This window comes from Bacillus sp. bc15 (assembly GCF_900142585.1).
In the GTDB taxonomy this organism is placed as follows: domain Bacteria; phylum Bacillota; class Bacilli; order Bacillales; family Bacillaceae_G; genus Bacillus_A; species Bacillus_A cereus.
This window is the reverse complement of sequence record NZ_FRBJ01000009.1, coordinates 89,969-108,992: the sequence shown is the minus strand read 5'-3', so window position 1 is coordinate 108,992 and position 19,024 is coordinate 89,969. Positions and strand designations below refer to the sequence as shown.

The window sequence follows — 19,024 nt, the reverse complement described above, 5'->3', positions numbered from 1 at the left end:
ATTTTGGGAATATGCAAATAATTACAAATGTGATAGAATGAGTTAATTTGTGTGTAAAGGGGAGACAAGGAATGGAGAAATGGGAGTTAGCAAAGGAAATTTACAATACGTCACGTTTAACGGGAACATTTAAACTTCGATCAGGACAAGTATCAAATCAATACTTTGATAAGTACTTATTTGAATCTAATCCAGTACTGTTATTAGAAATTACTAAACAGTTGAAAGAGCTCATTCCTCCTGATACAGAAGCACTCGCTGGTTTAGAGATGGGAGGAATTCCAGTAGCAACGGCATTATCTTTACAAACAGGTATACCAGTCGTATTTGTAAGAAAAGAAGCGAAGAAGTACGGCACATGTAAGTTGGCAGAGGGTGTTGATATTGCTGGGAAAAATGTTTGTGTTGTTGAAGATGTCATTACGACAGGCGGTCAAATATTATTAAGCACGAAAGATTTAAGAGAACTAGGTGCGAAAGTTAATCATGTTCTAGGTGTGATTGAACGAACAAAAGAAGGAAGAGATAACTTATTAGAAGATGGATTGCAGTTGCACTCCTTATTTACAATGGATGAGTTAATTGAAGGGGAAATGCAACATGCAAAGAGTTGATGTCGTATATGCACTAATACATGACGAAGAAACAGATAAAATATTAATGGTACATAATGTAGAACAAAACGTTTGGTCATTGCCAGGCGGGGCTGTGGAAAAAGGTGAAATATTAGAGGAAGCACTAATAAGAGAAGTGAAAGAAGAGACAGGTTTAACTGCTGCGTTAGGTGGACTTGTTGCGATCAATGAAAAATTCTTTGAAGAATCAGGGAATCATGCACTATTTTTTACATTCCGAGCGAATGTAGTAAAAGGTGAACTTATTGCGGAAGATGAAGGTGAAATTTCTGCAATAGAGTGGGTGGGTCGAACAATTGCGAATGAGCGCTTCCCATACTATGACGGAGGATTTGAATCTTTGTTAGAAGTAGCCATTCCATACAAGTTTCAACCAGAAACAAAGTAATTGAACGAAAAAACAGGAGCCACAAGGCTCCTATTTTCTATTCAATCGTCTTCAGTAATAACTTTTTCAATAGTGGTTTAATCTTTAGACGTAAATCTTCAGCGTGATTTGCAACTAAGAAGTGATGGTTATAAATGTTTTTCATCAATTGATAAGTTGCTTCTTTCGCTTCGCCTTCTTCGATGAAGATACCGATTACTTCCATACCACTTTTACGCGCGAGTTTAACAGCTTCATGCGTATCTAAAATTCCGTCTTGTTGATAGTCTAGCGCAGAAGGCTCACCGTCTGTGAAGACTAGTAAGAATTTATGTTTCTCAGGTCTTTTGGCAAGCTTTTCAGAAACGATACGAATAATATATCCGTCGCGGTTATCTTCTTCTTCACGAAGTTGCATAATTTCTGGACCAACGTTTGGTAACGTTGAGTTTTTATAATTTACAACTTCATGGATAACGTTCGGCTTATCTTCAGGTTTAGCGCTAGAGGCATCTTCCCAAAATCCGCTAATAGCGTGCGGGATTTTTAAAGATTTTAAAGCTTCATGGAATAGTACAACACTCTTCTTCGTTTCTTCCATTTTGTTATACATAGAACCAGAACAGTCAACTAACAGTTGGAATGCAACATCGAGTTCTTGTGACTCTTGTCCTTTTTTATAAAACATCCGCGGTTGTTTTTCGGTATAAATACGGAGGAATTTCTTACGAAGTCTTCCGTAATATTTATCACTATTCGCATTCGTTTTATTTTCAATCGTTTTTTCGATAATTTTCTTTAATTCTTTTACATCTTTATTGACGACTGATTTGATAGCTTGGTAATCTTTTTTCTCATCAATATTTACTTTGCGAGCTTCTTTAAATGTATGAGAAGCACCTACATTATACTTCCCATATGCACCGTCGTGCTGGCTAGAAGCGTGTGAAGCCCTTGCTTCTTCTGTATCAGCGCCATCAAAGTTGGATTGTGTACTTTTTTGAGAAGTACCTTGTACAGAACCAAGTGCTTGGTCGCCATCTTCTGATTCACGAGCAGTATCGCCCATCATGTTTGTTTTTGTTCCGCTTTCTAATTCAAAGCGTAAAAAGTTCTCGTTTTCGTTATTTTTATTTTCACGATGCCATGTGGAGAAACTTTCATCCATTTTGTTTTTATTTTCATCGTCATCTATAAGCTGCGTATCATCATTTGCTAAATCTTCGACGCGACAGTTCTTTTCGTCTGCAAGAACAGATAAGTAAAGTGGAGCATGTCCGAAATAGTTGTTAAGCATATCACTTTCAAGAAGCGCCTCTAAGCGATAGCGAATTTTCTCAACGATATACATAATATCTTCTGTATTACGTGCTTGGAATGTTTCATGTAAAATCGCTTCAATTTGCTCGAAATATTCATTATTAAACATTTCATATTTATCGCTCGTTAATGAAAGATAGCATAGGCAAAATAGACGATCAGCGTGATAATTACGAACACGGTTTATTTCATTTTGGGAGCCGAAGTAATTGCGGTACATTTCTTTTCGGCGTTTAAAAACATGCTTTGTGCCAGGACGTAAGTTCTTTACGATTTCCTCAACGCGTAAATCTTCTAATAGAACAAATAATTGTGTTAAAAACTTTCTTAGGGGCGATTCTTGCAATTCAATTGCATAAGAACGAATTAAAGTCATGTCCGAGTAATGTTTATTACCAAGTGCTTTTAAGAACACTTCGCTTTTTAATCCGATTACTGTATCTTCTTCTTTTCGATCATCCCAAAAGTGACTAATGACAACTTTCTTTTCAATTTCGTCGTAGTATGCTTTATAGCCATATTCAAGATAGGCATCGTCTTCTTTTAGAAGGGCATACATTAAGTTTTCCATTTGTAGAAACAGCGACGCATCAATTTTTTTGTCACTAAAAATTTGTCTCATAAATTATCCCTCAAAGAAATAACTTTCTGCTAATTCACGGACAGTCATTTGTTCTGTTTCATCATTAAGTTTTGCAATTATGCTTCGTTCAATCGCTCGCATAACAGGAATATATACACCTAAATCACATGCGTCGATAATACCACGAATACTTGCTGCTTCTTCACTTACACGTCCATCGCGAGCTAAAGGCATAAGGTCGCTTGCAAATGCAACAAACTTTTCAATTGTTGCAACATCATTTAATTTTGATTCTGCTAATAATAGTTCTTTTAATGTGTCACCTTGAATGTAAGGAACTTCAATAATAACGAAACGGTTTTTTAATGCTTCATTTAGTTCACTTGTTCCAACGTAACCTTCGTTAATCGCAGCAATTACACGGTATTCGTCATCACCGTATACAACCTCTTGTGTAAATGGGTTTGTGATCATTTTACGGTAATCTAATGCGCCGTGAAGTAGCGGTAAAGTTTCAGGTTTTGCCATATTGATTTCGTCAATATATAGGAAGTGACCGTTCTTCATTGCTTTCATAAGAGGACCGTTAACGAATGAAACTTCAGATGCACCATCTTTCGTTTGTAGTGTGTTGTATCCTAAAATACCTTCTACATCTAAGTCGACAGAGCAGTTAATGCTATGCATTGGTTTTTGGAATAAAGAAGAAAGAGTTTCCGCTAGTACTGTTTTACCACTACCAGTCGGTCCTTTTAATAGAATGTTCTTGCCAAGAAGAAGTGCTGTAATCGCATCTTCAATAATGCTATTATCAGACGCTTTATATATTTTCGTTCCGATTAAATGTGCATTTTCACCAGCTTCTTGTTTATTTTTTTCATGAATCGTAGAAAGCTGTTGTTTTAAATCAGAATGTATATGAAATTGTTCTAACATGTATTTCCCACCTAACATTATTTTCATAAAGTAATACATCTTATGATAACTTGTTTTAATATGGTATGCAAAGAAAAGGAAGGAGGATAAAGGGAAAAGAAAAAGCAATCAAGATGAAGTTGATTGCTTACAGTAAAGGAGAAATGAGCCTCATGAAAGACTCCAATATGCGTTTTTTTATACTTCTTTTTTGGAAAGAGTTCCATTTAATTTCAGTTGAATGTTTAAAGTCTTCTTCAAAATCATGTTTAATATCGTGAACTGTTTTTGATTCATAAAGTACGCTAATAATTTCGTAATTCAATTCAAAGCTACGTACATCCATGTTTGCTGTTCCAATAGTTGCAATTGTATCATCAACGAGTACAATTTTTGCATGCATAAAACCATCTTTATAACTGTAAATAGAAGCACCAGCCTTTAAAAGCGGAGTGAAATAGGATTGAGATGCTTGATCACTAATGATGCTATCACTTTTACCTGGATATAAAATCCGTACATCTATTCCGGCAATTGCACTTAAGCGTAATAATGTTAAAGTTTCTTGATCTGGAATAAAGTAGGGTGTAGCAATCCAAATTGATTTTTTTGCAGAGCCCATAACAGCTAATAATGTATTACGAATACTTTTATCATCGGAGCTTGGTCCGCTGGCTACGATTTGAACAGCACCTTCTGCATTTGAAATCTCTTTACCTGGGAAGTATTGTCTATTCATGAATTGATCCCAGGAATAAGTATTTAAACCACTAGAGGCATAGAGCCAGTCTTCTAGAAAGATTGCTTGTAATTTATATAATGCTTTTCCTTCTATTTTTAAATGACTATCACGCCAAACAGGAAATTTCTTTGAACGGCCAAGATATTCATCACCGACATTGAGTCCTCCGGTAAAACCAATTTCTCCATCTACAATAACAATTTTTCGATGGTTACGATAATTGACAGTTTCAAGTAACCAAGCTGAAAAAATAGGGTCAAATTCTACAATTTCAATCCCAGCTTCTTTCATAGGTTGTAAAAATCGTCTTCTTAACGTATTACTTCCAAGGCCATCATAAAGGAAGCGTACAATAACACCATCTTTTGCTTTTTGTATTAAAGCATCTCGAACTTTTGTACCAATTTCATCAGATTTATAAATGTAGTATTGAATATGTATATGATGTTTTGCCTGCTCTATAGCTCGCAAAATTTCTGAAAATGTTTGATCTCCGTTTGTTAAAAGTTTTGTAGTTGTTTTATCTGCGGCAGGACCGCCTCCAAATTTTTGTATGACTTCTGTTAAATGTAAGGAACGTTCATTTAGTGGGACTGTGAGTAATAACTCTAGTCTTCTTCCTTCTAATATTTCACGGAATAATTTTCTTTGTTCTTCTGAACGATGGAGATGTTTTTTTCTTCTCCAGCGGCTGCGTCCAAAAATAGCGTATAAAAGCACACCTATAATAGGAAGAAGTGCTAATACTAAAAACCATGCTAATGTACTTTGTGGAGATCTATTTTCTATAAAAATAACGAATGAAATTCCTACGATTGTGATGGACCATAGAGCACCGACAAATGTATATAACGAGATATACGATGTATTTAATAGGAACAGAACGATAGATACAATTGTAAATATTAATAGTAATTGAACGATAGGCTTCTTCATTTCTATATAATTCCCCTAATCTTTTTTCAATATAGACTTCTTAAATAGAAGATGTAATATGACATCTTTATTATAAGGTGTTTTGCTTTTTTTACAAAATATAGACATTTCACCTATACTTTCCGCATTTGTCCTACATACAGTGTACTATCCCATTTTTTATCTCACTCTTAACGCATATGAAAATGAAAAAATCGAAAAGGAGCGGAGAAACATGAATTATATAGAAAATAATGGATTGTACTATCGGAATCATCATGGAGGACACAATCATGGTGGGCATAATCATAACGGCGGACATCATCACCATGGAGGACACAATCACTATGATCACCATCATCATCACGGAGGCGGATGGGGCTGGGGTGGTGGTAGTTCATGGGGAGGCGGATTTTTCCCTGGAAGCTTTGCAGGAGGAGTGTTAGGCGGACTGACAGCGGGTGCGTTAACAGGTGCAACAAGTGGAGGATATTATCCGGCTCCATATCCAGTAGCTTATCCATCACCATACCCTGTAACGTATCCAATGCCATACCCAGGTTATCAGCAAATACCATATTCGTATTAAACTAAAAAAGAGGCTATCCTCTTTTTTAGTTTAATACGGTATTTATTTATAAAATACTTCCAAAATTAAGGTGAAAATATGTTAATATTTTGTTATTGTAATTCAAAAACATATACATTGATGTAGAGTTTTATATTATTATTCGTGAATAGTTATGTAGTATGTTCTAATTTCTATTTCGTTATTAAAAACAAAGAGATCAGATGTGAGTGGTATTAGTTGGAAATAAGGCTTGCATAGAGCCACTTAAAGGGATTGCAGTATAATAAGGCGCGAAATAATTAGGGAGATGAGAAGCTACTAGTTATAATTGGAACGGTATAATATTGCTTTTTATTACAAATAATATTATGTTATTTTAATCGGTCTATTTAAAAAGATAATTTATGTAATGGGCTAGTGTTAGAAAATGAAATATCTCTATTTCTATGAAGAGAAACAGGTTGTGTTTTAGTCAGATAGAAGCAAGGAGAGATGCGCATGCTAGAACAGAGAGGTCATGCATTATATGACTCTTCATTGCGAGATTTAAAGTTAGCATTAGATGAGTCTTCAATTGTTGCAATTACAGATCGAAAAGGTCTTATTACATATGTAAATGATAAATTTTGTGAAATCTCTAAATACAAAAGAGAAGAATTAATTGGAAAAGATCACCGTATTTTAAATTCAGGACATCATCCAAAAACCTTTTTTCAAGACTTATGGAAACGTATTTTGAATGGGAAAGTATGGACAGGTGAGATTCGGAATCGAGCAAAAGATGGTACATATTATTGGGTCAAAACAACAATTGTTCCATTTTTAAATGAAAAAGGAGAGCCATACCAGTTTATCGCAATTCGAAATGATATTAGTAGTAGAAAAGAAGCGGAACATAGATTGCGGCTAAGTGAAAGTCGTTATAGGGAACTTGCCTATCATGATGCTTTAACGAGTTTGCCTAACCGTTTACAATTAATAACGACCGTTAATAAATTGATTGCAGATAAAAAAGAATTTGGTATGATTTACTTTGATTTGGACCGTTTTAAATTAGTAAATGATACGTTAGGTCATATGATAGGGGATTTACTTTTAAGCGAAGTTGCTTCACGGTTGCATTATGTACTAGGAGAGAAAGAGGTTCTGGCTAGGCTAGGTGGCGACGAATTTGTGCTGTTAACAAAAAATCATAGACAAGATGATATGAGTCAGTTAGCGACATCTGTGTTGTCATGTTTTCAGGCACCATTTATGCTGGAAGGCCATGAAGTATACATTTCAGCTAGTCTAGGACTTTGTTCTTATCCACAAGACGGACAAGATGTGGAAACTTTATTGAAAAACTCTGACTTAGCTATGTATAGTGCAAAAGAACAGGGGAGAAACGCTGCGTGTTTCTTTACAGATGAGCTACGCGCGAAAATAAATCGTAGAATGAAAGTTGAGTTTGCTTTGCAAAAGGCAATTCGTGATGAAGAGTTAGATGTAGCATTGCAGCCTATTATTGATTTGAAAACGAAGAGATATTCTGGTATAGAAGCTCTAGTACGTTGTATGACAGAAGACGGACCTATTTCACCAAGCGAATTTATCCCTGTTGCTGAAGAGTCTGGACTTATTATAAAGCTAGGAGACTGGGTATTAGAAAAGTCATGCCGATTGTTTAAAACTTTGCCAAATTATCAAGAAGGACTAAAGTTATCTGTGAATTTATCTATACAACAATTAATGCAGAAACGTTTTATTTTGTCTGTACGTAGCATTTTAAAGAGAACTGGTTTTCCTCCGAACCGTTTAATATTAGAAATAACGGAAAGCATTGCAGTTCGCCATTTTGATTATATTATTGCTACATTACAAGAATTAAGAAATATGGGTGTTTTAATTGCTTTGGATGATTTCGGAACTGGCTATTCTTCCTTATATTATTTAAAACAACTACCACTGGATATTGTAAAAATTGATCGTAATTTTATTCGTGAATTTCATTATGATCATGCACAACCAGAACGAACGATTGTAAAATCCGTTATTGAAATTGCTCATAGTTTAAATTTAGCAGTAGTTGCTGAAGGGGTAGAAACAGTAGAGCAAGAGAGTTTGTTACAATCAATGAGCTGTGATTATGTACAGGGATTTTATTATGCGAAACCTTTATCTGTAGGAGAGCTAAAAGAAAAGTTAATTACAGATTTTTAATAAAAAAGAGAAGCCAGCAGCTTCTCTTTATTTAATCCGTTTTTTGTGAGTCTTTCATTAGTACAGGATAAAGAATAAGACCTAATACGAACAATCCAATTCCTAAGAAGAACGTTTTTAAGTCAGCAGTTCCTGTTTTGATAACCCAAATTGAGTATATAAATGCTAATGTAGTGATGATTCCGTCCTTTATTCGAGAACCAGGCATTATATCATACGTTTCTCCTGTAATAACCAGTTTGAATTGGTACAGAGTAGAAACAAGGTATGGAATTAAATAGGCTAATGTTGCTACGACGATAGCGAAACTATACGCTTCTGAAACAGTACCAGAAATCGTTGAAAATAAGAAGATTTGCGTCATTACATTTGTAATCAATAATGATTTTGAAGGACTACCTTTTTTATTTGTTTTCCCGAAAAACTTAGGGAAAAGTCCATTCTTTGCTGCCTGGTAAGGTACTTCTGAACTAACAACAATCCAGCCAACTGTAGATCCAAATAAAGATATAAGAGCGAGTAAAGCCATGATATATGCGCCTTTATTTCCAATTGCTAAATTTAATGCGTCTACTAATGGTTTTTGAGACTCTTTTAAAGCATCTTGCGGAAGAGCTCCCATTGTAAGTAAAGTAATTGACATGTAAATAAGAAGAGCGATAATTAATCCGAAAATCGTAGCTTTTTTTACATCGCGCTGTGATTTTGCACGATTAGAAAGCATAACTGCTGATTCAATACCGATAAATGCCCAGAGTGTTGCAATAGCAGCTGAATTGATTTGTCCCCCTAACGAGATGGATTGTCCTGCTTCATTCATAAAGGTTTGACCGTCTCCGAAATTAGAGGCATTGAAAATGAATAATGTAATTACAATAAACATTGTAAATCCGATAATTTTTGCAATGGTAGCAAGTAGATTCATGTTTCCAGCTCGATCAATATTTTGAGAAAGAATATATTGAATTCCCCACAGCATAAGGCTACATACGAGGAAAGTTAATCCTTTTCCGAGTTCCAGTGAAAATCCATTTATTGAAAAAAGAATTTGCTTACTTTGTAAAACTGGAAAGAATGTTGATAAATATCCAGCAAAGGAAATAATAACAGATGCTGTTGCAGCCCAGTTAGCAGCCCAATATCCCCATGCCATACTATATCCTGCAACTTTACCAGCTTTTTTTGAAGGAAACATAGCTTGAGCATAGCTTTGTGGTCCAGCTTTTAATTCTGGTTTCCGAATCGCTAAATTTCCAAATACAAGTGCAATCATAAATACGCCAAGTCCTGTAATACTCCATGCGAGTGTAGAACCCATCGGACCTGATACTTGTGCTAAATTTGCTGGAAGCATAAATACGCCACCGCCAACCATATTCCCGATAACAAATGCTGTTAAAACCCATAATCCCCATTTTTTCGTTTCCATTTTTGTTAACTCCTTTGTAGTAAGTTTTGCTTAAACATCATTTTTTACTAGCTTTTTGACAATAAAAAAAGAGCCATGTAGATAAAAAATACCTACATGGCTCTTTGCCTAACGTAGGTACAACGGGAATAACCCTTGTACCTACGCGTAATTTTTCCGCTAGGTTTCAAGGGTTACGTATGATGATGATGTTTTTGTGCAAATGTAACTACAGTTGTTGTATAAGTAAGCATAGTTCTTTGCTCCCTTTCTCCTCTGATTTTGAAGTTAGTATACTACATGTTTTTTTGAATGAAAAGAAAAATATAAAAATTTTTATAAAAATACGTTTTAAAGATTAAATATTTACCTATATTTTTCTTGTACTGGAAAATAAGTGAGAGATTGGCAGAAGAGTGAAGCATGTTATAATACATATAGAATTAGAAGGTGACAAGGGGCTATTGTAGATGATGAGTAAGTATGAACAAATTTATACAGAAATCAGTAAATCTATTGATAATAAACAATTAAAAGAGGGATGCAAAATTCCATCAGAAACAGAATTAATGAAGCAGTATGAGGCAAGCCGAGGCACGGTAAGAAAAGCTGTAGATTTACTGCAAGAGCGTGGATATGTGCAAAAAATTCATGGAAAAGGTGTTTTTGTTTTAAAGCGAAAAAATATTGAATTTAATTTTGGCGGTATTGTAAGTTTCCAAGAAGAAAATGAACGTTTAGGACGTCATTGTATTACGGAAGTTGTGGAAATGGACAAAGAAAAAGCCACAAAAGAAATTGCGAAATTATTAAATGTAAAAGAAAAAACAGAGATTGACCATATTAAACGTGTACGAAATATTGATGGAGACAAAGTAATTTTAGATATAAATCATTTTGTATCTGAATTTATTCCAGGATTAACGAAAGAAATTGCAACAGCATCGATTTATAAATACATCGAGAAAGAGCTTGGGCTACATATTAGTTATTCGCAGAGGGTAATAGAAGTACAGCCATGTACAGAGGATGACAGAAAGTATTTAGATTTAAATGGAACAGACTATGTTGTCGTTGTGAAAAACTTTACACATTTGTATGATGGAAGTCAGTTCGAATATACAGAATCACGCCACCGTTTAGATATTTTTCATTTTTCGGATGTGGCACGCAGGAAGTAAAGAGGTGGAACAAAATATTGTTTCATCTCTTTTTTTATAAAAAAAAACACGAACTCGTATATACGAGTGTTGACTAACTTATATATACGAGTTAATATGTAATTGTAAACGGTATCAAAAAAAGAAAAGAGGGACGGGAATATGGGGAAAGACTATCGTAAAACAGCAGAGGAAGTGTTGCAGTATATTGGTGGGAAAGACAATATTGAACAAGCTGCACATTGTGTGACGAGGCTCCGTATCGCTTTAAAAGATGAAAGTAAAATAGATAATGATAAATTACAGTCTGTTTCATTAGTGAAAGGAGCGTTTCATAACGCTGGTATATTTCAAGTTGTAATTGGTCCAGGGGATGTAGATCGTGTTTACGCTGAATTGATAACGCTTGCAGGTATGAAAGAATCGACTGTAGCTGACGTAAAAGACTCTGGAAATCAGAAGTTAAATCCAGCTCAAAAGTTTGTAAAAATATTTTCGGATGTATTTATGCCTATATTACCAGCGATCGTAACGGCTGGTTTACTAATGGGTATTAACAATCTATTAGGGGCAAAGGACTTATTTTTTGATGGGAAAAATTTATTAGATGTTTATCCGAACTTAGGTGGGCTTTGGGATTTAATTAATATGATGGCCAATACAGCATTCGTATTCTTACCAGCACTTGTCGGGTGGTCAGCAACGAAGCGTTTTGGTGGTAGTCCAATACTAGGGATTGTTATGGGATTAATGCTTGTGCACCCGGCCTTATTAAACGCTTGGGACTATGGAAAAGCAGCGACTGGTTTAGAGGGTCAAAAGATTGAGTACTTCAATATTTTAGGACTATTCCAAATTGAGAAGGTAGGATATCAAGGACAAATTTTACCTGTTTTAGTAGCAGCATTTGTATTAAGTAAAGTGGAAATTTTCTTAAAGAAACATGTACCAAATGCAATTCAATTATTAGTTGTACCAATTACAACAATCGTTGTGACAGGTGTGTTAGCACTAGGAATTATCGGTCCGGTTACACGTCATATTGGAGATTTATTAACAGTAGGATTAGTAGGTGTATATGAAACAGTACCAGTAGTTGGAGCAGTATTATTTGGAGCGTTATATGCACCCCTTGTAATTACAGGTATGCATCATATGTTTATTGCAATTGATTTACAATTGATTGCACAACATGGCGGTACATTTATTTGGCCGATGATCGCTCTTTCTAACATTGCGCAAGGTAGTGCGGCACTTGCGATGTTCTGGATTTCTAAAAATCAAAATGATAAAAGTATGGCATCAACATCAGCCATTTCAGCATACTTCGGTATTACAGAACCAGCGATGTTTGGTGTGAATTTACGAAATAAGTTCCCGTTCTATGCAGCGATTATAGGGTCTGCTGTGGCAGCGATATTCATTACATTAAATGGTGTATTAGCACCTGCTATCGGAATTGGCGGATTGCCAGCATTTATTTCTATCATTCCGAAATCGATTCCAATGTTTATTGTAGGAATGATTATTGCAGTTGTAATCCCATTTACTTTAACATGGTTATTTGCAAAAAGAGTCAAACAGAAGTAGGAGGAAGTTAAACATGAAGGATTGGCATAAAAGTGTAGTCTATCAAATTTATCCGAAGAGCTTTAATAGTTATTACAATAGAGAAACCGGTGATATAAAAGGGGTTACAGAGAAACTAGATTATTTAAAAGAACTCGGAGTGGATTATATATGGTTAACACCGATATACCAATCACCACAAAATGATAATGGATATGATGTAAGTGATTACTACAGCATTGATCCATCTTACGGAACGATGGAAGAGTTTGAAGAACTTTTAGCAGGAGCGAAAGTACGTAACATTGAGATTATGCTTGATATTGTTGTAAATCATAGTTCGACTGAACATAAGTGGTTTAAAGAAGCGAAGGAAGATAAAAATAGTCCATATCGTAATTACTATATTTGGCGTGATGAAAAAAATAATTGGCAGTCTAAGTTTGGTGGATCTGCTTGGAAATATGAGGAGAAGACGGAGCAATATTATTTACATTTATTTGATGAAACACAAGCAGATTTAAATTGGGAAAATGAAAAACTTCGTGAAGAAGTATATGATATGATGCGTTTTTGGCTGGATAAAGGGGTAACAGGATTCCGATTAGATGTCATTAACTTAATTTCAAAAGACCAATGCTTTTTAAACGATGAAGGTAGTACTGCGACAAGTGATGGACGCAAGTATTATACAGATGGTCCGCGTGTTCATGAATATTTACAAGAGATGAACCGAAATGTTTTTGCAGGAAAAGATGTCATTACAGTTGGAGAAATGTCATCTACGACAATTGATAATTGTATTAAATATTCTAATCCTGAGCGTAATGAATTAAGCATGACGTTTAGTTTCCATCATTTAAAAGTAGATTATCCGAATGGTGATAAGTGGACGAAAGCAGAGTTTGATTTTATTAAATTAAAAGAGATTATGTCTAACTGGCAAATTGAAATGCAAAAGGGCGGAGGATGGAATGCGTTATTTTGGTGTAATCATGACCAGCCTCGCATCGTGTCACGCTTTGGTGATGATGGAAAGTACCGAAACGAATCTGCAAAAATGTTAGCGACAGCCATGCACATGCTGCAAGGAACGCCTTATATTTATCAAGGGGAAGAAATCGGTATGACGAATCCTAAATTTGAGTCCATCGAGCAATATCGTGATGTAGAATCGTTAAATATATACGATATAAAGCTAAAAGAAGGGCTATCAAAAGAAGAGATTATAGGGATTTTAAAGCAAAAATCTCGTGACAACTCTCGCACTCCGATGCAGTGGAATGAAGAGATGAACAGTGGTTTTACAACAAGTACACCTTGGATTTCAGCGGCTGAAAATTTTAAAGAAATAAACGTAGAGAAAGCATTAGAAGATAAAGAGTCCGTATTTTATCATTATAAAAAGTTAATAGAGCTTAGAAAAACGTATGATGTAATTACAGAAGGAGAATATGCTATTTTGGATAAAAATGATCCTAAAATTTGGGCATATACTCGTACTACAGAAAGTGAAGTACTACTTGTTATAAATAACTTCTATGGAGAAGAAATAACGTATTCAGTACCAGCGCACGTTCAGTTAGATGGAATGAAACAAGAAGTACTACTTTCGAATTATAAAGATGCCAGCAAGGATATTGCAAAACTTAACTTAAGACCATATGAATCAATTGTGTATCGATATACGAAATAAAAAGGTTGTATGCCCGAGCGGCATACAACCTTTTTATTTTAAGACACCACTATACAAAATGCTTACTTCTACTTCAGGTTTGAATTTTACTTTTGCATAATCTTTATTCCAATTTTTTTTCTTCCATAAGTTAGGATGATAAGCGATAAGATGTCTTCCAATACCGAAAGCATCACAATTTGCTTTTTGTAGTTTTCGCGTTATTTTTTTCGCTTCTTTCGTGAGTTGTTTAGAAAGTTCTTTATTTAGTTTTTCTCTATCGTCCATTGTATACATATTATCTCTTGGAGATTCAAGTGCTATAACTTTTAATTGGAGCTTAATGTGAGCATAAACATTTCCTTTTTTATCTGTTGTTATTTTTAAGTCGCGTTTTAATTTTCGATTACTAATTTCCATTGTTAAATAATCAGATGTCTTCTCAGATTCATCACTAGTCAGTTTTTGGGTTATACGGGCACTTGTTCCCATTTTTCCGGTTAATAACACGAATAAAACAGATTGTTTCAAAGGTAAATGCCCAGTTAATTTATCATTGTTAAATAAAGCTAACCCGTTTGTAACTACTTCTTTTCCTTTTATTTTTATAGAAGGAAGGGTAAAGTCTTTACCGGGATCTAACATTTTTGTAGCAGCTGTTTCTAAAGTTTCTTTTGGAAATACACTCATATCTTCTAAGCTTTTCACTTTTTTCTTTAGAAAATCTCCAATTAGTAAATTTCCTATTTTCTTTTTTTCGAGTATCTCCGATGTTTCACCATCTACTGCAATAAGTTTTACTAAAGCAGTTGGGTTTGTTGGATCTCGAAAGCTGACATCTAAATAGGGGAGTATACCCTTTTTTAGAATTTTGGTTCCGAGTAATTGAACACCATATTTAAAATAGCGAATATTCCCAGTCACATTTTTTTTTAGGGCATCGCCTGTATCCATTATGTTATGCCCGGTTGCTGAATATATTTCATTCTCAAATGAAGATTGCTCTCCGCTTGAACTTTTTACGAGCTCGATTGTTTGCTGGAGTTTATTCTCTTCCGTAATATCAGCTCCAACGCTATAAGCTAAACTTGCCTCCCTTAATGGTTCTTGATCCCAACAGCCAGAAAGGAGGGAACTAGCACATAATATTAAAAGTAATTTAACTCTTTTTTTGAACATACTGTTCTCCTTTCTTATTTCGTATCACAGAATAAAGTAGAAATAAAAGAGGAAGGACAACTATGAAAATATAGGTGAACTTATCAGTGAAAGTTGAAATTACTTTTAATTCTTCAGGTGTATCTATAAATAAGGCTACACTAAAAGCAATAATACCAACGATTGGAACAGCCTTTTTATGATTAGCAAGGTTGAATATATGTCCAATTCCGATTGAAGCAGCGCAGTAATAACTAGCAATAGAAGCGACAACTGTTATCATCCAAATTGGGATGAAGATTAGGTCCGTTCGATCTATAATTCCAATATGCAAGGAGCGTAATAAGTAAGCAACTGGCTCTGGAATAAGCTCAATTTGCTTTGGACTAAATACGATAAAGCAAATCCAAACGGTAAAAGTATAAAAAAGAGTTACAAATCCATTGGCGATAGAAATGGCCTTCAGTTTTGCAATAGAACTCCCATTTACTTTTGGGAAAGCGATAAGAATAATTTCAAAACCATACATGGCTGTAATTGTTTCCTTGGATGCTTGAATTATATTCCACCATCCGGCTTCTGTAATAGGAAAAATATAAGAGAAATCAGCTCGTGAAAGCCCTAGGGCAATTAAAAGGGCCATTGGAATAATGAGAATAGAGGCCATGACATAAAATCGTACGATGACTTTAAATGTGTTATAAGCTACATAACAACAAGCTACTGTACATAATATGAGAATTGCAGACCACGGAGTTGCGTGTAAAACCCATACTTTAATGACGTTACAAGCATTCAACATAACCGTCATACCGATAAGGGTAAAATAAAAAACATAAGAAAAGCCCAATAGTTTTCCTAACTTATTACCAAATAGCATACAAACACTTTTATACATATCTGCATCAGGAAATCGTTTTAAGAAAAGCCACATAAGTAAAATAATAAGTTGAATGGCAAGCCCCGCGATGAGCGCAGAAATCCAACCACCACCTTTTGCTATCGGATGAAGCCGGTTAGGTAGAGATAGTATACCGACCCCAATTTGGCATTGAATAACGAAAAAGGTAAATTGAACAAGTGAAATTTTACTTTGCGTGTTTGTCACCGTCCTCATCCTCTCTCGTTACAGGTTGGCGCTGCATTTTTTTCGGTTTTGGATCATGTGGTCTTTCCCAAAATGACCAAATTGGTAGTCTTATGAAAGAATCTTTCATATCTTTAATCCGCATCGGGGCAACAGGAGAAAGATATGGTGTATGAAATGAATGAAGCTGACATAAGTGAACGAAAGTTATAATGAGACCGAATGATATTCCTACATATCCGAATATGGCAGCAAGGAGCATTAATGGAAAACGAAGAATCCGAACTGCTGAACTCATATCGTTTGATGGAACGAGAAAAGATGAGATTGCAGTTAAAGCTACAACGATGATCATTGTGTAAGAAACGAGTCCAGCTTTTACAATTGCATCCCCAATTACTAAACCACCTACAATACCGATTGTTTGTCCAACGCGGCTCGGCAAGCGAATACCAGCTTCTCGTAATAACTCGAAAATTAACTCCATTAAGAGAGCTTCAAAAATAGGAGGAAGCGGTACTTTCTCTAATGAAGCTTTAATCGTATACACAAGTTCGAGCGGTAACACATCAGGATGAAAAGCGACAGTTGCAATATATAAAGCTGGTAAGAGAAAGGCAATTAAAAAACTTACTAAGCGAATCATTCGGACGAAAGAACCGACAATCCAACGGTTATTATAATCATCTGGTGATTGATAAAAAGCGAATAACGTAACCGGTACGATGAGTGCTGTTGGATCTCCGTCAGATAAAATAGCAACACGCCCTTCCATTAAATTAGCAACAGTTCTATCTGGACGCTCTGTATTTAATTGCTGCGGAAATGGGGAGAAAGACGTATCCTCTATAAATTCTTGTATGTATCCTGGTGGCATAAGTGCATCCGTTTTAATGGTTTCCAATCTTCTTTTCACTTCTATAACTAAATCGTCATTCGCTATATTTTGCATATAAGTAATTGCCACTTTCGTGTGCATTTCTTCACCGAGTGTAAAATACTTAACAACTAAATTTGGACTCTTAATGAGTTTACGAATAGAGGTTAAATTAGTTGCTAGATCCTCTACAAAACCAGTATGTGGACCGCGCACAACTCCTTCATTATCAGGCTCTGCTATATCTCTCTTTAAAGATAAGGCTGTTTCGAAAATACAAAAACTGTCGACGTGTTCATGAAAATATAAGGATTTACCTTGTAATAAAAGTTGTATCCCATAATTTAAATTCGTTTCTTTTTTCATATTTAACGTAGAAAAAGCTTTATCTAAAGATAAATCTGATCGCGTTAATAATGGCTCAAGGACTAACTGATGAATTAGATTTGGATCTGCTAAAGATTCGATATATAAGATTGTTCCTTTTCCGTTTTGAAAAGGGAGATCTAATTTTTTTATATCATCAGAATGAGAAAGTTTATTTTCAATGTAATTAATGTTCTCCGGAAGTGATGGAAACATATGCTTTTGGTTTTTACTCTCTTGTTGTTCTTTTTGCTCTGTCATAATTTCCACCTCTCTTAAAGTGCAATTGTTTCTGTTAATTTTTGTTGTTTGTGAGAAATTTATGCTTGAATTATTTTAAAAAAAAGAGGATTGAAGGTTACGTTACATTGTCTTTTGTGCATTATTCAATTTCATAGCAGTACTTCTAACATTTGTGTCGAATTAAGAAGATATATAGGAGGGATATATATGGAAATAGCTGTAGAACGTGTTTTTACGAAAGAGATTTTAAAAAGAGCAGCGAATTTGTTTCATGTAACAGTAGAAGAAAAGCCACTTGGAGATTTTGAGAATTATATTTTTAAGGCGAAGGGTGATAATGATGAAGATTACGTATTACGTTTAACACATTCTTCTCATCGTTCTAAACAAGAGGTAGAGGCTGAACTAGATTTTTTACGATATGTTGCGGAGAATGGGGCAAAGGTAGCAGGACCTCTTTATTCAACGTCTCGAAATCTCGTAGAAGAAATCGCAGCAGAGGATGGGACTTTCTTTTTCGCTTCTTTATTTACATATGCAAAAGGTGAGCCAGTAAAAGGAGCAGAATCGCCTTATTGGGGAGATGCTTATTTTGAAGCGTGGGGAAAAGCGATTGGGCAACTGCATCGCCTTACAATGGATTATCCTAAAACAGACTACCGTGAAACGTGGGAAGAAGACGAAAGTGGAATTGTTAATGAATTAGAAGATGGTCAAGTGAAAGAGATTGCAGCGGTATTAATGGATGAAATTAAGGCTCTTCCAGTTGAAAGAGAAACGTTCGGTCTTATGCACGGTGATATCCATCAAGGTAATTTCCATTATGATGGAAAAGAGCTTACAATCTTTGATTTTGACGATGCAGCTTATAATTACTTTATACATGATTTAGCGATGGTTCTATACTACTCTGTTCTATTTACACCGTGGACAGCAGAAGAGAAGACAGATTTTGCTCGTAAACAGTTACAAGTGTTACGAAAAGGATATGAGTATGAGCACAGGCTGGCGGATAGTTGGTATGAATTGATACCACTATTTTTACGTTTACGTGATATAGGTTTATATGGAACGCTTCAGAAGAAGTTTAAAGGGAAAGATATGCCTGATAACTTCTTGAAATTATCAGAAGAGCTATACGAAAGAATTATTAAAAGAGAAGCAATTGTGAATATATAATACATTTAGTTCAAAACAAAGTATATAAAACAAATATATACTTTGTTTTTTT

The 19,024-nt window shown here is 35.0% G+C and carries 15 protein-coding genes; 8 read left to right on the top strand and 7 right to left on the bottom strand.

Annotation, left to right across the window (positions count from 1 at the left end; all coding sequences use genetic code 11):
* The first annotated feature begins 71 nt into the window (after positions 1-71).
* Together pyrE and BUA87_RS23660 are read left to right on the top strand one after the other, a co-directional pair.
* Entirely contained in the window at positions 72-614 is a 543-nt protein-coding gene (pyrE, locus tag BUA87_RS23665; protein WP_000417032.1) for an orotate phosphoribosyltransferase, read from the top strand.
* Complete coding sequence (locus BUA87_RS23660) at positions 601-1,023, top strand: NUDIX hydrolase (protein ID WP_001189939.1); 423 nt, start codon at positions 601-603, stop codon at positions 1,021-1,023. Before pyrE ends, BUA87_RS23660 begins: the two co-directional genes overlap by 14 nt.
* 37 nt (positions 1,024-1,060) lie before the next feature.
* Here the strand turns inward: BUA87_RS23660 and BUA87_RS23655 are convergent, their stop codons facing one another.
* The 3 genes from BUA87_RS23655 to BUA87_RS23645 all read right to left on the bottom strand — a co-directional run bounded on the left by BUA87_RS23655 (position 1,061) and on the right by BUA87_RS23645 (position 5,498).
* Positions 1,061-2,944 carry a vWA domain-containing protein gene (locus BUA87_RS23655; RefSeq protein WP_001248879.1) on the bottom strand — a complete coding sequence of 628 codons (1,884 nt, stop codon included), beginning with the start codon at positions 2,942-2,944 and terminating at the stop codon, positions 1,061-1,063.
* Positions 2,945-2,947: 3 nt separating this feature from the next.
* Complete coding sequence (locus tag BUA87_RS23650; protein ID WP_000892988.1) at positions 2,948-3,841, bottom strand: ATP-binding protein; 894 nt, start codon at positions 3,839-3,841, stop codon at positions 2,948-2,950.
* 127 nt (positions 3,842-3,968) lie between these two features.
* Positions 3,969-5,498, bottom strand: coding sequence for a cardiolipin synthase (locus BUA87_RS23645; RefSeq protein ID WP_000743035.1), 1,530 nt, complete (start codon positions 5,496-5,498; stop codon positions 3,969-3,971).
* Between the two features lie 214 nt (positions 5,499-5,712).
* Between BUA87_RS23645 and BUA87_RS23640 the strand changes: the two genes are divergently transcribed.
* Complete coding sequence (locus BUA87_RS23640; RefSeq protein WP_001106379.1) at positions 5,713-6,066, top strand: hypothetical protein; 354 nt, start codon at positions 5,713-5,715, stop codon at positions 6,064-6,066.
* Positions 6,067-6,546: 480 nt separating this feature from the next.
* On the top strand, positions 6,547-8,250 hold the full coding sequence (locus BUA87_RS23635; RefSeq protein WP_061661014.1) for a putative bifunctional diguanylate cyclase/phosphodiesterase: 1,704 nt from the start codon (positions 6,547-6,549) through the stop codon (positions 8,248-8,250).
* A gap of 31 nt (positions 8,251-8,281) precedes the next feature.
* On the opposite strand, the gene BUA87_RS23630 is transcribed toward BUA87_RS23635, so the two are convergent.
* A complete protein-coding gene (locus tag BUA87_RS23630) occupies positions 8,282-9,679 on the bottom strand; it encodes an amino acid permease (RefSeq protein WP_000448445.1) in 1,398 nt (465 codons plus the stop codon).
* A gap of 449 nt (positions 9,680-10,128) precedes the next feature.
* Between BUA87_RS23630 and treR the strand changes: the two genes are divergently transcribed.
* The 3 genes from treR (at position 10,129) to treC (ending at position 14,083) form a co-directional block, all read left to right on the top strand.
* Positions 10,129-10,839 carry a trehalose operon repressor gene (treR, locus tag BUA87_RS23625; protein WP_072940997.1) on the top strand — a complete coding sequence of 237 codons (711 nt, stop codon included), beginning with the start codon at positions 10,129-10,131 and terminating at the stop codon, positions 10,837-10,839.
* Between the two features lie 141 nt (positions 10,840-10,980).
* Positions 10,981-12,408, top strand: a complete 1,428-nt coding sequence (treP, locus tag BUA87_RS23620; protein ID WP_000513942.1) for a PTS system trehalose-specific EIIBC component — start codon at positions 10,981-10,983, stop codon at positions 12,406-12,408.
* Positions 12,409-12,421: 13 nt separating this feature from the next.
* Positions 12,422-14,083 (top strand): alpha,alpha-phosphotrehalase, encoded by a 1,662-nt coding sequence (gene treC, locus BUA87_RS23615; RefSeq protein WP_061661015.1) that lies wholly within the window; start codon positions 12,422-12,424, stop codon positions 14,081-14,083.
* Between the two features lie 33 nt (positions 14,084-14,116).
* Here treC and BUA87_RS23610 read toward each other — a convergent pair whose 3' ends face one another.
* From BUA87_RS23610 to gerKA, 3 genes are read right to left on the bottom strand one after another with little or no spacing between them, the layout of a single operon-like run.
* A complete protein-coding gene (locus BUA87_RS23610; protein ID WP_000474045.1) occupies positions 14,117-15,241 on the bottom strand; it encodes a Ger(x)C family spore germination protein in 1,125 nt (374 codons plus the stop codon).
* The gene (locus tag BUA87_RS23605) at positions 15,222-16,328 is read right to left on the bottom strand and encodes a GerAB/ArcD/ProY family transporter (RefSeq protein ID WP_000185797.1); all 1,107 of its coding nucleotides are present in this window, start codon (positions 16,326-16,328) and stop codon (positions 15,222-15,224) included. Before BUA87_RS23605 ends, BUA87_RS23610 begins: the two co-directional genes overlap by 20 nt.
* Positions 16,309-17,811 (bottom strand): spore germination protein GerKA, encoded by a 1,503-nt coding sequence (gene gerKA / locus BUA87_RS23600; RefSeq protein WP_016513624.1) that lies wholly within the window; start codon positions 17,809-17,811, stop codon positions 16,309-16,311. The genes BUA87_RS23605 and gerKA overlap by 20 nt, the downstream gene beginning before the upstream one ends.
* Before the next feature lie 189 nt (positions 17,812-18,000).
* Here gerKA and BUA87_RS23595 point away from each other — a divergent pair, with 189 nt between their 5' ends.
* Positions 18,001-18,972, top strand: a complete 972-nt coding sequence (locus BUA87_RS23595; protein ID WP_072940993.1) for a phosphotransferase enzyme family protein — start codon at positions 18,001-18,003, stop codon at positions 18,970-18,972.
* Positions 18,973-19,024: the final 52 nt, after the last annotated feature.